This window comes from Actinopolyspora alba (assembly GCF_900112765.1).
In the GTDB taxonomy this organism is placed as follows: domain Bacteria; phylum Actinomycetota; class Actinomycetes; order Mycobacteriales; family Pseudonocardiaceae; genus Actinopolyspora; species Actinopolyspora alba.
The window spans coordinates 232,411-245,882 of the sequence record NZ_FOMZ01000002.1; the positions used below are offsets into that span (position 1 = coordinate 232,411).

A 13,472-nucleotide genomic window follows, 5' to 3' on the forward strand; every position below is an offset into this window, starting at 1 on the left:
CCGGACACCCCGGTTACCTCACCGGGGCGGCCCGGTGTGCCCGTAGCGTTCCGGTGGGTGGTCGTCGTTCATTCGCCCAACCACTCCCGCACGGCGTGGGCGAACGCCTCGGGGGTCTCCAGCGGGGAGAGGTGCCCGGCTTCGGGCAGAGTGACGACCTCGGAGCGGGGCAGCAGCGCCGCCGTGTCACGCGCGGACCGGGGTGGGCAGAGGGTGTCCTCGGTGCCTGCCAGCACCAGGGCCGGCCCCCGGTAGGCGCGCAGCGTCTCGGAGCTGTCCGGGCGGTTCGCCATGGCACGCTGTGCCCACGCGACCCCGGCGGGAGGCTGTTGCTCGACCAGTTCGCGTGCCTGCTCGACCACGTTGCCGCGCCGCTGCCGGGTGGTGTCGCCGAGGATCCCCGGCAGGGTGTTCTCGGCCAGCCAGCCCGTGATCCCCTCCCGCTCGGCCCGATCGGCGATCCGCAGCCGGTTGTCGCGCTGTTCGGCGGAGTCCGCCTCCGCCTTGGTGTCGGCTAGGATCATCCCCTCGAGCCGCTCCGGCGCCTTGCGGGCCATCGCCATCGCCACGTAGCCGCCCATGGAACACCCCGCCACGTACGCCCGCCGCAACCGCAGCTGGTCGAGCAGCGCGAGCACGTCCTCGGCGACCGTTTCCATGCCGGGTTCTTCCGGAACGGTCCGCTGTGGGTCGTCGGAGGTGAGTTCGCTCGTGGCGGCTTCCCGCGAGGAGCGCTGCCCCATCCCGCGTTGATCGGGGGCGATGACTCTGACGTGGTCCTCGAGTTCCGTACGCACCCCCTGCCACATCCGTGCGTCCACCGGGAACGCGTGCAGCAGCACGACCGGCGTCCCGATTCCAGACTCGACGTAGTGCACGATCTCCATAATGCCGTAACGGATCACCGCACGCGCGGTGCGGTGATCTTCCCGTACGTACTTGCCGGGACCGCGCGCTTGCCGGGACAGGGTGGAAACCCGCTGCCCGGAGCAGCGTGCACCAGGACGAGTCACCACGGGGGTGCACGGACCGAACGAGTGATCGGAATACCCGCCTTCCCGAAAGAAGAACCAGTGTTCACATGAGCGATGAGCGCATCACGGAACGCCTTCGACTGCGCCCGCCCCATCCTTCGGACGAAGCCGCGGTCACGGCGATGCACACCGATCCCCGCACCAACAGACATCGCGCCGCCGGAGTCCCCCAACCGGAGCAGGTGCGCTCCGATCTCGGCGACTGGATACGGCGCTGGAACAGCGACGGCATCAGCTACTGGGTGGTGGAGTCGCTGACCGAGGAGGGACTGCTCGGGGTAGGTGGACTCCGGCGAATCGAACTCGAAACCGAACCGGCTCTCAACCTCTACTACAGGTTCCGCCCCGAAGCGTGGAACAGGGGATATGCGGTGGAAATGGCCACCGCGGCCCTGGAACTGGCCGAAGAACGATGTCCTCGCCTGCCGGTGGTACTCAGAACCAGACCGACCAACGGGCCCGCGCTGCGGGTGGCCGAGAAACTGGGATTCGAGTTCGCGGCCTCACGTGTAACCGATGGAGCCGAGGAGTGGATTTATCGACACGCCGGGCCGGAAACTTCTCACTGAAAATCTTCCGACCCGGTCGCTGTCGGGTCCGGCAGGTGAATCCCGCCGCGGACTCTCAGGAGTCCACGATCGTCACCTGGTGGGTGTCGACCTCACCGTCCCAGTAGCGGGGCAACGGGGTGGGAACGTCCGGGGCGACCGCGCTGACGACGGCGTCGAGCGCCTGGTCGGCCTTGCCTACCCACAGGTGCTTGGTGTCGGGGAATCCGGTGACCTCGGCCTGGGTCAGCGGGGCGAACCTCCGGCGTGCCTCATCGGGACGCAAGTAGTCGTCGAATTCCGGGATCAGGGCGTGCACCGGTTTGCCGGACTCGGCCCAGGCACGCAGATGTCGCTCTTCGCTCCAGCGCAGCGGTGGTGAGAGGAGCACCGCGCCCGTGACCGACGGGTCCAGGCCGTGCACCAGCGTCAGATCGGTGCCGAAGGACCAGCCGAGCAACCAGACATCGGGCAGATCGTGGAACTCGGCGTACTCCAGGGCCGCGGCGACGTCGAAGCGTTCCGAGTCACCGTTGTCGAAGGCACCGTCGCTGCGGCCCGCCTCGCTCGCGGTACCGCGCGTGTTGAAACGCAACACGGCGAGATCGGCCAACGCGGGCAGGCGCCAGGCCGCCTTCCGCAGCAGATGCGAGTCCATCATCCCACCGTGGGTGGGAAGCGGGTGCAGACACACCAGGGTGGCTCGGGGAGAACGGTGCTGTGGCAGGGCGAGTTCGCCCACCAGCCGCAGCCCGTCCGCGGTGTGCAGCGTGATCGGCTCACGGCGGCCCGGGAGCACGGTGTTGGCGCGGATTTCGGTGCTCATCGTCGCGATCCTGCCACGAAGGGGTGAGTTCTCGTAGTCGGGTCAGCACCGGAGTTCCCCGGCTCACTCCGGGAGCGGGCTGCGGTTCGTCCGCTTCGGAGCTCGACGGGCACGGCCGGCGCTCCGGCCGGTAGCGGACCCCGTGGTGGAGCACCGCCCGACGGGTCTCTTACCGGAGGCCGAATCCGCGTCCACTGCGTTTGCGGCCGTTCCAGCATCCGGTGTGCCAGTGGCGGCGGTCCCGAACGGTGCCGTACTCGTCGGCGGGCCAAGCGACGACGTGTCCCACACCGGGACGTATCTCGTGGTCACAGCCGGGGCAGCGGTAGTCCTTCTGCGCCTGGGCTGCCGGCACGGTTCGCACGATCCAGTCACCGTCCGGCCCCGTCTCGGTACGCGCGAAACCGAAACCGGACCCGAGCGGGCGCGCCGTGGAATCCGGTCGACGAGAACTCTTGGGGCGGTTGCGGCGAGGCACGTCCCAACGTTAACCGGCGGGTTCAGCCCCCGAAAGCACCTCCCCGGCCGGGGTGTCCACGAGTGGCTCCATCTGAGGGCTGTTCGCGATCGGGGGGTTCGCCCACCCGGGCCGAGCTGCCTCGCCTTTCCCGCTCGTGTCGGGGCTGCGTAAATTTCCCACGAAATCGCCGGGCCCTCGGTGCGGTACCGAGTCGCACCACGACCGCAGTGGAAACTCCCACCACCCTCGCAGCAGGACCGACCGCGGGTTCTCCCGTGCGGCTCTCGCGAGGACGCCGGAGACGTTGTGTAGTTGCCCTACCCGGTGTCTCCGGACCCGCAGCGAGAGCCGTGCGCGAGGTTCCGCCAAGTGAGGGCCCGAGACAACCACGGTGCCGACTTCGTGCCGGGTCACCGTTTCGGGAGTTCGGGCCAGACGTGTTCGGCCAGCCCACGAGCGTACTCGCACGCCCGCACCCCGTCGGCCTCCGGCAGAAAGACCACCAGCATCGCGACCTCGACCTCACCGGCAGTGGGACCACCGAACGGGATGTGGCCGGTCTCCGCTGCGCACAGCCCCACCTTCGGGTCGTCACCGATGATGTCGACCACGGTACGTCTGCCCGCGGTGCGCTCCACGACAGCCGTGGCGTCCCGCCTGCGCGGTGGTTCTCCAGCGGTGAGCGTCAGTTCGACGCTGGGCACCCGGATGCTCTCACCGCCCCAACGACACCGGTGCCCGGCGGGACTCGCCCGCCGCTCGGCTCGCCGCAGCCCCGCGACCCGGTGCACGACCTCCGTCGGCAGGAGCCCGCACGAATCCGTCCTGGCCAGCGAGTTCGGCGGAAAGTCCCGGTGCTCGACCCCACCGGCCAGCACGGCCTCGGCGGCGGCCTCCGCTCCCGAGCCGGCCACGGTGCACAGCCCCACCTCCGGATCGCCGGACAGCAGGTCGACGTCGACACTCATGGCGATTCCGTCCGAGAACAGGATCCGCCTGCCGCAGTGCTCGGGAACCGGCTGCTCGTCGACCACCCGGAGGCCACCGACGTGCCGAACGGGATTGTCGGAGGTCAACTCAGCGGCGTTCACGTCCTGCAGCCGTCCCACGGCCAGTTGCAACAGTCCGCCGGACTCCGGACGCAGGTGGAACAGGCAGTAGTCCAACGAGACGGTGTCCGCACGATTCACTTTTCCGAACCGTTCGAGCCGCCGGGCCCGCAGCAGCCCGCACGGATCGAGCGTGGCCAGGTCTCCCAGCACCGCGCTGGAGACCCCCCGCTCTCCCCTACGCGTGGAATCCCCGGACGGAAACACCGCACAACCGGCGAGCAGTCCGAACAACAGTCCGAGCACCACGAACGATCGGATGCCTCGGTAACGCGGGCGCGTGGCCCCGCGTCCTCCACCGGGGAACGTGCGGAACGGTTCGCGCACCGGAACTGTTCGAGATGTCGTCGGGCTCACCCTTCGAAATCGCGGTCGGCCAGTTCGGTCACACGTCGCAGCGCCGACTCGGCGTCCGGGCCGGTGGCCTGGAGCCCGATGCGGTCGCCCTTGCGCGCCCCGAGCCCCATGACGCCGAGCACGCTGCGGGCATCCGCGGAGTTCCCACCCGCTGTGACGGTGACCTCCGCGTCGAGCCCGGTCAACACGCGCGCCAACAGCGCGGCGGGTCTGGCGTGCAGTCCCGCTTCGTTGCGCAGGACCAGGTCCTGTTTCGCTCGCGGAGATGTCGTGACGGAGGACTGGGTTCCGGAATCCGTACCTTCAGCCGCGGTGGTCGCCTGTTCGGGGGAATCGACGGTGCCCCCCACGGCACGCTCCGCCGCGTCGACAACGGTTTTCAGCCCGTCGCCTCCCTGTGCCGAGGCAGCGGCGGCGACGGCACCCTCGACGAGCGGGGCCTCCGCCACCACGGCGGTGTCCGGATCGGGCAACGACTCGACGGCGAGTTCCGCCGTCATGCGGGCACTGCCCAGGTCGTACAGCAACACCACCCCCGCACCGGTCTCGGCATCGGCCAGTGCGGCCGACGTCGCCTCGAAGTCGGTTCCGAGTCCTCCGGCCGACATACCGCCCGCGGGTTCGACCCTGACGTCGGGAGCGAGTTGCCCCAACAGTTCGACGACACCGCGCGCGAGGGCGTCGCTGTGCGAAACGATCACGAGTCCGACCGGCATCACTCGGCTCCTTCGACGTCGGCGAACGCGGCCAGTAACAAGGCCACGGAACGGGCCCCCGGGTCGAGGTGCCCGGCGCTGCGGTCCCCGAGGTAGGAAGCGCGCCCCTTCCTGGCGACCAGCGGCACGGTGGAGCGGGCCCCCACCTCGGCCGCCTCGGCCGCCGCCGACAGCGTCGCGGCCGGTTCACCACCCCGGCCCGCGCTCTCCTCCGCGGCACGCACGGCGGGAAGCAGCGCGTCGATCATCGTCTTGTCCTCGGGTTCCGCCTTGCCGCGGGCCACGACCCCGTCCACCCCCGCACGCAACGAGGCCGCGAGCGCCGTACCGTCGAGCGATTCGGCGTCCCCCGCGGTGGATGCCGCGCGCAGGAATGCGGTACCGAACAACGGGCCGGAGGCCCCACCCACGGAGGAGATCAGGGTGGTGGCCACCAGTTTGAGAACGGCACCGGGTGTGGGCGGCTCGGCGAGTTCCAGCTGTGCCACCACCGCGCGGAAACCCCGGTCCATGTTCTCCCCGTGATCGCCGTCACCGATAGCTCTGTCCAGTTCGACCAGCTCGTCGCGGTGGGCAGACATCACCTCGGCACCCCGACGTACCGCGGCGATGACTTCTCGTGCCGTGCAAGACATGCGGTCCTCTATCCTGTCTTCGGGAGTCCTCACGCGACAGCCGGAGAACTCACGCGGGAATACGGCGGTGACGAACCACCGGTGCGGCAGCGACGCCGGACAGCGTCGCGCCCCGCCGAACGGATCATTCACGGGCCCCGTGTCTCACCAGGTCAATGCGGGGGTGCTCACCGGTGCGTCCCACAGCTGCCGCAGCTCGTCATCCAGCTTGAGCAGTGTAAAGCTCATCCCCTGCATTTCCAGACTGGTGATGTAGGGCCCGACCAGTCTCCGGGTGACGCGAACACCGCGCTCCGCGAGGAACCGCTCGGCGACACCGTGCGCGAGATACAGTTCCGTCGGAGGTGTGCCCCCCATCGAGTTGGTGAACAACAGCACCTCGTCGCCCTCCCGGAACGGCAGATCCTCCAGGATCGGCTCGAGCAACCGTCGCACGATCCGGTCGGCCGACTCCAGCTCGACCCGTTCCCTGCCGGGTTCGGCGTGGATGCCCACACCGATCTCCATCTCGTAGTCGGCGAGCTCGAAGCTCGGTTCACCGACGTGGGGGACGGTGGGAGCGGTCAACGCCATCCCCATGGAACGCACTCCGGCACTGACACGTTCGGCGATCTCGTGGCAGCTCGCCAGGTCGTGACCTCGTGCGGCGGCGGCACCGACGATCTTCTCCAGCAGGACGGTCCCGCCCACCCCGCGGCGCCCCGCGGTGTTGGTGGAGTCCCGTACCGCCACGTCGTCCTGGACCACGACGGTGCGTACCCCGATGTCCTCCGCCTCGGCCAGCTCGGCTGCGGTCTCGAAGTTGAGCACGTCGCCGGTGTAGTTCTTGACCACCAACAGCGTTCCCGCACCACCGTCCACTTCCCGGACAGCCGCTTGCACGGCGTCCGGGGTGGGTGAAGTGAACACCGCCCCCGGGACGGCGGCGTCCAGCATGCCGGAACCGACGAACCCGACGTGCAACGGTTCGTGCCCGGAACCTCCGCCGGAGACGACGGCCACCTTGTCGGAGACCGGGGCGTCGACACGGGTCACGAAGTCCGGCTCCAGGTGAACCCGCAGTCGATCGGGATGGGCGGCGGCCATGCCGCGCAGCGCGTCGGTCACGACATCGGCGGGAGCGTTGATGATCTTCTTCACTGGCGACCTCCTGACAGACCGTGGCGCTTTAGGCCCGGCTCCACCGCCGGATTCCCGGAACCGATACCTACCGGGTCGGGAGGACGGGCACACGCCGGACGAATCCACCTGGAGCCCGGAGCCGGCCGACCGGGTCGTGAACGGTTCCGCGCACCCAGGATCCTTCGGGACACCACAGTCCGGCAACAGTCGAGTACCGGCCAGTCGAAAAGTCGTTCCACCGGGACGGTCCCGTCGAAGTGGTGCCGCCCGCTCGCCAGTGGCCGGCCACGTGCCGGGACCCAGTGACACACCCTCGAACGGGTGAGGGACCGCGCGGGCGCCGTGTCAACGCGGAACGCTCACCGGCGTCCGCGAATCAGCTTCATCAGCCGCACCAGATACCGGACGGTCCGCGCGGAACGGCCGAAGGTCATCGGATCGATCGGCATGCGGAACCGGGTCCGGGTGACGGACTGTGCCCTGGCGAACTCACGCAGCCCGTCGGCACCGTGAATCCGGCCGAAACCGGAGTCCCCCACCCCGCCGAACGGCAGGGCAGGCACGGCGGCGAACGAGATCACCGAGTTCACCGCGACCATCCCGGTGCGCATGCGGCGTGCCAGCTCCGTCCCCCTGGAACGTGAGAAAACCGTTCCGCCGAGGCCGTAGTTGCCGTCGTTGGCACGCTCGACGCCTTCATCCGCGGTGCTCACCCGGTTGATCACGATCGTGGGACCGAAGGTCTCCTCCGTGACCGCGGCCGAGTCCTCCGGCACGTCGGTGAGCACCACCGGATCGACGTAGGGCGGGCGGACCGAGCTCTCGCCGCCCAGTTCGGCCTTCCCGCCGGAACGGACGGCATCGGCGATGTGCTCGCGGATCACCTCCACCTGCGAACCCATCGTGATGGGACCGAGATCGGCGGTGGGCTGTCCGCCCGGGCGCAGCTTCTCCGCGCGGTCGAGCACCAGCTGGACGAACCGCTCGGCCACGGAGTCGACCACGTAGACGCGCTCCACCCCGATACAGGTCTGTCCCGCGTTGGAGACGGCTCCCCACACCGCGGCCTCGGCGGCAGCACGCAGATCGGCGTCCGAATCCACGATCAGGGCGTCCTTGCCGCCGCACTCCACCAGCACCGGGGTCAACGACTCCGAGCAGGTGGCCATCACCCGCTTGCCGGTTTCGGTCGAACCGGTGAAGGCGATTTTGTCCGTCTCGGCACGACACAGCGCGGCACCGGTATCGCCGAATCCGGTAACCACCTGCAGTACGGGCTGTTCGGGAACCACCTCGGCGAAGGTCCGCCGCAGCCACTCCCCCACGCCGGGGGTCAGCTCGCTGGGCTTGAACACCACCGAGTTACCCGCGGCGAGCGCGTAGGCGATGGATCCCATCGGGGTGAAGGCGGGGTAGTTCCACGGTCCGATGACTCCCACGACGCCGAACGCGCGGTACTCCACGGTGGCGGCCTGGTTGGCCATGAGGACCCCGGCGGAAACCCCGCGCCTGCGGAGCACCTTGGACGCGTTGGCGGCCGCCCAGTGCAGGTGGTCCACGACGAGCACCAGTTCGAGTCTGGCGTCGTCCATCGGCTTACCGGTCTCCGCGGAGATCAGTTCCGCGGCCTCGTCCAACCGCGAGACCAGCAGCTCCCGCCAGGCATCCAGCCGGAGTTTCCGCTGTTGGAACCCCAGTTCCTCCCACCAGTGCTGGGCGTCGCGAGCGGTGCGGACGGCATCGGCGACGTGCTCCCGATCATGAATCGGGTGGGTGCCCACCACTTCACCGGTACGCGGATCGATGGATTCGAAGATGGAACCGGGCGAGGTGTCGGCCGTCTTCTCGACAGGTACTTCGACACCGCCACGGGCGGTCTGGGTCATGCTCGGCCTCCCCACCGGTCGGTGTTCGCCGGTCGCGACGTCGCTGATGTGACGCGGCCTACGCGATTCGGCCGAACGGCGACGCACGCGACCTCCGCGCGGGCACGTGCCCGCGCGGAGGTTCAACGAATCATCGGCTCAATGGTTGCGCCGAACCCGCGACCGGGGAAACGGGGAGTAGACGAGGTCCCGCTAGGAGGACTCACTCTCCGAGTCGGTGGGAACGACGATCGGACGCAACCAACCCCAGAGGATGAAGGAACCGGCGAAGATCAGCATGCCGATACCGCTCCAGAGGTTGATGTTGACTCCCGCCGCCTGATCGATCTCCCGCGAGCTGGTGCCGAACAACCCCATCAGGGTGCAGACCAGACCGTAGAGCACGAACAGCGCGGCGATCACCTGGCGAACGTCGAACACTCCGGCACGCTGCCCGCTGCGGGAGCCGTTCTCGTTGGATGCGCTCATACTTGCCTCCCGATATGGCGAACGTGGTTAGCCGAAGACGATGTTGAGGATGATGACTATCACCAACACGATCCCGGCCAGCAGTCCTGGCCTGCGGTACCAGCCCGAGTCCTCGCCGGTCGTCGAGGCGGTGCGCTCCTCCTTCGGCGTCAGACCGTAAACCAGTCCGACGAGCTCGGCGGCGGGCTTGGGCCTGGTGGCCAGGCTGACCACGACGCTGACGAGGATGTCGACCACGAAGGCCGCGCCTGCTCCGACGAAGCTCGCTCCCTGTCCCAGCAGGTCCAGCACACCGGTCTCGGCCATCAGGAAGACGCTCAACGAGGCAGCGGTACCGAGCACGAGACCGGACCAACCGGCGGCCGGGGTCATGCGCTTCCAGAACATACCGAGGATGAACGTGGCGAACAACGGCGCGTTGAACAGCGAGAACAGCTGCTGCAGGTAGTCCATCAGGTTCGAGTAGCCCGAAGCGATGAACGCGGTACCGATCGCGATGACCGTGGAGCCCACCGTGACCCAGCGGCCCATGTTCAGGTAGTAGCTGTCCGGGCGGTTCCGGATGACGTAGGCCTGCCAGATGTCGTAGGTGAACACGGTGTTGAACGAACTCAGGTTCGCGGCCATGCCCGCCATGAACGATGCCAGCAATCCGGCGAGCGCGATACCCAGGATGCCGTTGGGCAGCAGATCACGCATCAGCAGCAGGAGGGCGTCGTTGTACTCGACGTTGCCCTCACCCGTCTGCTTGAACACCATCATTTCCTGGACGGAAGCACCGGCGATCATACCGGGGATGATCACCAGGAACGGGATGAGCATCTTCGGGAAGGCGCCGATGATCGGGGTGCGCTGCGCGGCGGACATGCTCTTGGACGCCATCGCACGCTGGACCTCGACGAAGTTGGTGGTCCAGTAGCCGAAGGCCAGCACGAAGCCGAGCCCGAAGACGATTCCCAGCACCGACAGGAAGTTGCTGCCGAACCCGGTGAGCTCGTTACCCGGCCAGGCCGAGAGCTCGTTGGCGCCGTACTGGGTACTGACCTTGTCGACGAGTCCGGACCAACCGCCGACCTTGATCATGCCGACGATGGTCAGCGGGAGAAGCGCGGCGACGATGACGAAGAACTGCAGGACCTCGTTGTAGATCGCCGCGGAGAGGCCACCGAGCCCGGTGTAGCTGAGCACGATCAACGCGGCGATGATCACGGAGACCCACAGCGGCCAGCCGAGCAGGACGTTGACGATGCTGGCGAGCAGGAACAGGTTCACACCCGCGATGAGCAGCTGCGCCACCGCGAAGCTGATGGCGTTGACCAGATGCGCGGCCTTGCCGAAACGGCGCAGCATGAATTCCGGAACGCTGCGCACCTTCGAGCCGTAGTAGAACGGCATCATCACGACGCCGAGGAACAGCATCGCCGGGATGGCGCCGACCCAGAAGTAGTGCATCGTCGGCATGCCGTACTGGGCGCCGTTGGCGGACATACCGATGATCTCGACGGCACCGAGGTTGGCCGCTATGAAGGCCAGGCCCGTCACCCACGCGGGCAGTGACCGCCCGGAGAGGAAGAAGTCAAGACTGCTCGACACCGAACGACGCGCCAGGAGCCCGATCCCGAGCACGAACGCGAAGTAGAGCGCGAGCAGCAGATAGTCGACCGGCCCGGCGTCCAGTCGAAGCTGCTCCTGCGCTAGCACATGCACGCTACCCCACCTCCAAATTAAACAAGTTCAAACGGTAATCACCATTCACCAAAGCAGGTGAACAATACCCCACAGTGCGCCGAGTCACAGAGGGGCCGATATCAATTCGTTGACTACGGACGCTAAATCGATCAGGCACGCTCAGCCAAGCGGCCGAACGGAAGATCACCCTAGCCGATCAGGAGCAGTCCGTACTGCGACATCCATCCCAGCGCGGACATGCCGCTCGAGTCCGTGGCCGCACGGCGGCGCGGCACCGGAACGAAAACGGGAACCAACACGACCGCGATCGAGGATCGAACATCGCACAGCACGACAAGAAAGATCAACAAATTGTCACGAAGAGTAACCAAAAAAATGAATCACACTCGAACATTCGGAGCGGTCTCGCCAGCGCGACATCCAGCCGAACACGCACAGTCGAGAATCCGCACCACACAACCGCTACACGGGCCACTACCAGGGAGAGATATTAACCCGAAAAGTGCAGTGAATTCCGAACATCTACCACGGGAAAGAGATCACACATAGCATCATATCGACCGCAGGAGGTGAATCGATGAGCATCGCCGCCGTACTGGCGCTACTGGCTGTGACACTGGTGGTGGGCCCCTGGTTGCTACTTCGCTGGCTCTCCGCCACACCACGGCGCGGCACGCCGCATGGTTGAACCGGCTCGGTCGCGGAGCGAGAAGTCCGAACCCGAGTCACCGAGCGAGGAGGCACTTCCGTGAACGAACGGACCCCGCAGTCGGCCGCGTCGTGGACACGACGCCGAGGGGTGCCCGGCGAACGCCGGTTGCCGACCGGAGCAGCGACGGAACCGACCGCTGCGCTCACCCCGGTGACTCGAACACCGAAACGTGGCAAGGAGACCGAGCAGTGACGGCTCCCGCGATCCCCGAAACACTTACCCCCGTCGAGGCGGATCCGCCGCGACGGGCACCACGTCCGTGCCGGACGCATCGCTACGTAACCGCGTTCCGGGGGGAACTGCCACGACAGCACTCCCTGGGAGCCACCGCCCCGGCGGCGTACCGACCGCCGGAGTTCCCCGTACACGGCTGGAGCACCCCACGGGTGAGCTCGCCGGACATGGAGCTGATGGAGCGGATTCTGAACGGACTCCGTCAACTCTGAGAGCGTTCCCCGAACATACCGCGCAGCTGGTTGCGTGGCGGAACCTCTCGCACCGCTCTCGCCGCGGGCACCCCGACATCGAGCAGGCACTCAGAAGAGCCGGTACTCGTCGGGGGTGATCCCACGCAGCTGTTCGTAGTCCAGCGTCACACAGCGGATCCCACGATCCTCCGCGAGCGTGCGTGCCTGTGGTTTGATCTGCTGCGCCGCGAAAACGCCGCCGACGGGTGCCAGCACGGGGTCACGGTTGAGCAGCTCGAGATACCGGGTCAACTGTTCGACTCCGTCGATCTCGCCGCGCCGCTTGATCTCGACGGCGACGTTGCCGCCCTGGGAGTCACGACACATCAGGTCGACCGGCCCTATCGGGGTCGGATACTCCCGGCGCACCAGGCTCCAACCATCACCGAGCGTGCTGACGTGCTCGGCGAGCAGCTGCTGCAGGTGCGACTCGACGCCGTCCTTGACCAGTCCCGGTTCCGCTCCCAACTCGTAGTTGGAGTCCTGCAGGATCTCCTTGATGTCGATGACCAGCTTCTCGCCCGCCTTGTTCTGCACGGTCCACACATCGGGATCCTCGATCAGCCAGCAGGGCGGACTCATCCAGTTCAACGGCTTGTAGGCTCGGTCGTCGGAGTGCACGGACACCGAGCCGTCGGCTTTGATCAACAGCAGTCGTGTCGCCAACGGCAGATGAGCGTTGAGCCTGCCGATGTAGTCGACCTTGCAGGAAGCGATTACCAGACGCACTCGACAGAGCGTAAAGGCAAGCCCCACCGCTTCCGACAACCGCCTACCGGGACCACGTCCAAAGAGGACCGAGCAGATGCGAACCGAGAGCAGCAGGCAGGTTTACGCCAATGCGTGGATGACCGTCCGCGAGGACGCCGTCCGACGCGCCGACGGTTCCGACGGGATCTACGGCGTCGTGGACAAGCCCGACTACGCTCTGATCATCCCGCTGGAAACCGGTGAGGGGAGCGACGCTCCGGGAACCGAACGAGTACGGCTGGTCGAGCAGTACCGCTATCCACTGGGGATACGCCGTTGGGAGTTTCCGCAGGGAACGGCACCCGGTCTCACCGAGCTCGACGGGCTGGAACTCGCCCGGCGCGAGCTGCGCGAGGAGACCGGCCTGCGGGCCGAGCGTCTCGTCGAACTCGGTTCGCTGGACGTGGCGCCCGGGCTGTCCAGTCAACGGGGTCGCGCCTTCCTCGCCACCGGTCTCACCCTCGGCGAACACGAACGTGAGCCCGAGGAACAGGACATGCGCTCGGCCTGGTTCACGCGTGCGGACCTCGAAAGGATGATCCGGCGGAGTGAGATAACCGATGCGCAGTCCATCGCCGCCTACACGCTGTTGTTGTTGCACGAACGAGGCGGAGCGGACGAGGCGCACGGCTCGTAGGGGAGCGCACGACGCGGTGCGGTCGTCTCGTCGAAACCGATGAGCGCCGAGGACGC

14 protein-coding genes are annotated in these 13,472 nt (G+C 67.4%); 3 read left to right on the forward strand and 11 right to left on the reverse strand.

Annotated features, from left to right (window positions below; genetic code table 11):
- Nucleotides 1-68 precede the first annotated feature (68 nt).
- The gene (locus BM150_RS03645) at nucleotides 69-887 is read right to left on the reverse strand and encodes an alpha/beta fold hydrolase (RefSeq protein ID WP_175496687.1); all 819 of its coding nucleotides are present in this window, start codon (nucleotides 885-887) and stop codon (nucleotides 69-71) included.
- 194 nt (nucleotides 888-1,081) lie between these two features.
- Here BM150_RS03645 and BM150_RS03650 point away from each other — a divergent pair, with 194 nt between their 5' ends.
- Nucleotides 1,082-1,603, forward strand: a complete 522-nt coding sequence (locus tag BM150_RS03650) for a GNAT family N-acetyltransferase (protein ID WP_092923852.1) — start codon at nucleotides 1,082-1,084, stop codon at nucleotides 1,601-1,603.
- 55 nt (nucleotides 1,604-1,658) lie between these two features.
- On the opposite strand, the gene BM150_RS03655 is transcribed toward BM150_RS03650, so the two are convergent.
- From BM150_RS03655 to BM150_RS03695, 9 genes are all read right to left on the reverse strand, one after another.
- Complete coding sequence (locus BM150_RS03655) at nucleotides 1,659-2,408, reverse strand: alpha/beta hydrolase (protein ID WP_092923856.1); 750 nt, start codon at nucleotides 2,406-2,408, stop codon at nucleotides 1,659-1,661.
- Between the two features lie 169 nt (nucleotides 2,409-2,577).
- Nucleotides 2,578-2,886 (reverse strand): hypothetical protein, encoded by a 309-nt coding sequence (locus BM150_RS03660; RefSeq protein ID WP_092923859.1) that lies wholly within the window; start codon nucleotides 2,884-2,886, stop codon nucleotides 2,578-2,580.
- A gap of 392 nt (nucleotides 2,887-3,278) precedes the next feature.
- A complete protein-coding gene (locus BM150_RS03665) occupies nucleotides 3,279-4,223 on the reverse strand; it encodes a DUF3558 domain-containing protein (RefSeq protein ID WP_245755240.1) in 945 nt (314 codons plus the stop codon).
- 107 nt (nucleotides 4,224-4,330) lie between these two features.
- A complete protein-coding gene (gene dhaM, locus BM150_RS03670; protein ID WP_175496670.1) occupies nucleotides 4,331-5,050 on the reverse strand; it encodes a dihydroxyacetone kinase phosphoryl donor subunit DhaM in 720 nt (239 codons plus the stop codon).
- Nucleotides 5,050-5,685 carry a dihydroxyacetone kinase subunit DhaL gene (gene dhaL, locus BM150_RS03675; protein WP_092923865.1) on the reverse strand — a complete coding sequence of 212 codons (636 nt, stop codon included), beginning with the start codon at nucleotides 5,683-5,685 and terminating at the stop codon, nucleotides 5,050-5,052. The genes dhaM and dhaL overlap by 1 nt, the downstream gene beginning before the upstream one ends.
- Before the next feature lie 144 nt (nucleotides 5,686-5,829).
- Nucleotides 5,830-6,825 (reverse strand): dihydroxyacetone kinase subunit DhaK, encoded by a 996-nt coding sequence (dhaK, locus tag BM150_RS03680; protein ID WP_092923868.1) that lies wholly within the window; start codon nucleotides 6,823-6,825, stop codon nucleotides 5,830-5,832.
- Between the two features lie 341 nt (nucleotides 6,826-7,166).
- Nucleotides 7,167-8,693: an aldehyde dehydrogenase family protein gene (locus tag BM150_RS03685; protein WP_092923871.1), complete on the reverse strand. Its 1,527-nt coding sequence runs from the start codon at nucleotides 8,691-8,693 to the stop codon at nucleotides 7,167-7,169.
- 192 nt (nucleotides 8,694-8,885) lie between these two features.
- Complete coding sequence (locus BM150_RS03690; RefSeq protein WP_092923874.1) at nucleotides 8,886-9,161, reverse strand: hypothetical protein; 276 nt, start codon at nucleotides 9,159-9,161, stop codon at nucleotides 8,886-8,888.
- Between the two features lie 27 nt (nucleotides 9,162-9,188).
- Nucleotides 9,189-10,868, reverse strand: a complete 1,680-nt coding sequence (locus BM150_RS03695; RefSeq protein WP_092923877.1) for a sodium:solute symporter family protein — start codon at nucleotides 10,866-10,868, stop codon at nucleotides 9,189-9,191.
- A gap of 882 nt (nucleotides 10,869-11,750) precedes the next feature.
- Here BM150_RS03695 and BM150_RS03700 point away from each other — a divergent pair.
- Nucleotides 11,751-12,008, forward strand: a complete 258-nt coding sequence (locus tag BM150_RS03700) for a hypothetical protein (protein WP_092923879.1) — start codon at nucleotides 11,751-11,753, stop codon at nucleotides 12,006-12,008.
- Nucleotides 12,009-12,098: 90 nt separating this feature from the next.
- Here the strand turns inward: BM150_RS03700 and nucS are convergent, their stop codons facing one another.
- Nucleotides 12,099-12,758: an endonuclease NucS gene (gene nucS / locus BM150_RS03705; protein WP_092923881.1), complete on the reverse strand. Its 660-nt coding sequence runs from the start codon at nucleotides 12,756-12,758 to the stop codon at nucleotides 12,099-12,101.
- A 76-nt stretch (nucleotides 12,759-12,834) separates the two neighbouring features.
- Here nucS and BM150_RS03710 point away from each other — a divergent pair, with 76 nt between their 5' ends.
- Nucleotides 12,835-13,416 (forward strand): NUDIX domain-containing protein, encoded by a 582-nt coding sequence (locus BM150_RS03710; RefSeq protein WP_092923884.1) that lies wholly within the window; start codon nucleotides 12,835-12,837, stop codon nucleotides 13,414-13,416.
- The last annotated feature ends 56 nt before the right edge of the window (nucleotides 13,417-13,472 follow it).

What these genes read in the sequence shown, in the direction of transcription:
- BM150_RS03645 (WP_175496687.1), bottom strand. Translation starts at nt 887, where the DNA reads ATGGAGATCGTGCACTACGTCGAGTCTGGAATCGGGACGCCGGTCGTG.
- BM150_RS03710 (WP_092923884.1), top strand. Translation starts at nt 12,835, where the DNA reads ATGCGAACCGAGAGCAGCAGGCAGGTTTACGCCAATGCGTGGATGACC.
- BM150_RS03650 (WP_092923852.1), top strand. Translation starts at nt 1,082, where the DNA reads ATGAGCGATGAGCGCATCACGGAACGCCTTCGACTGCGCCCGCCCCAT.
- BM150_RS03690 (WP_092923874.1), bottom strand. Translation starts at nt 9,161, where the DNA reads ATGAGCGCATCCAACGAGAACGGCTCCCGCAGCGGGCAGCGTGCCGGA.
- dhaM (WP_175496670.1), bottom strand. Translation starts at nt 5,050, where the DNA reads ATGCCGGTCGGACTCGTGATCGTTTCGCACAGCGACGCCCTCGCGCGC.
- dhaL (WP_092923865.1), bottom strand. Translation starts at nt 5,685, where the DNA reads ATGTCTTGCACGGCACGAGAAGTCATCGCCGCGGTACGTCGGGGTGCC.
- BM150_RS03685 (WP_092923871.1), bottom strand. Translation starts at nt 8,693, where the DNA reads ATGACCCAGACCGCCCGTGGCGGTGTCGAAGTACCTGTCGAGAAGACG.
- BM150_RS03655 (WP_092923856.1), bottom strand. Translation starts at nt 2,408, where the DNA reads ATGAGCACCGAAATCCGCGCCAACACCGTGCTCCCGGGCCGCCGTGAG.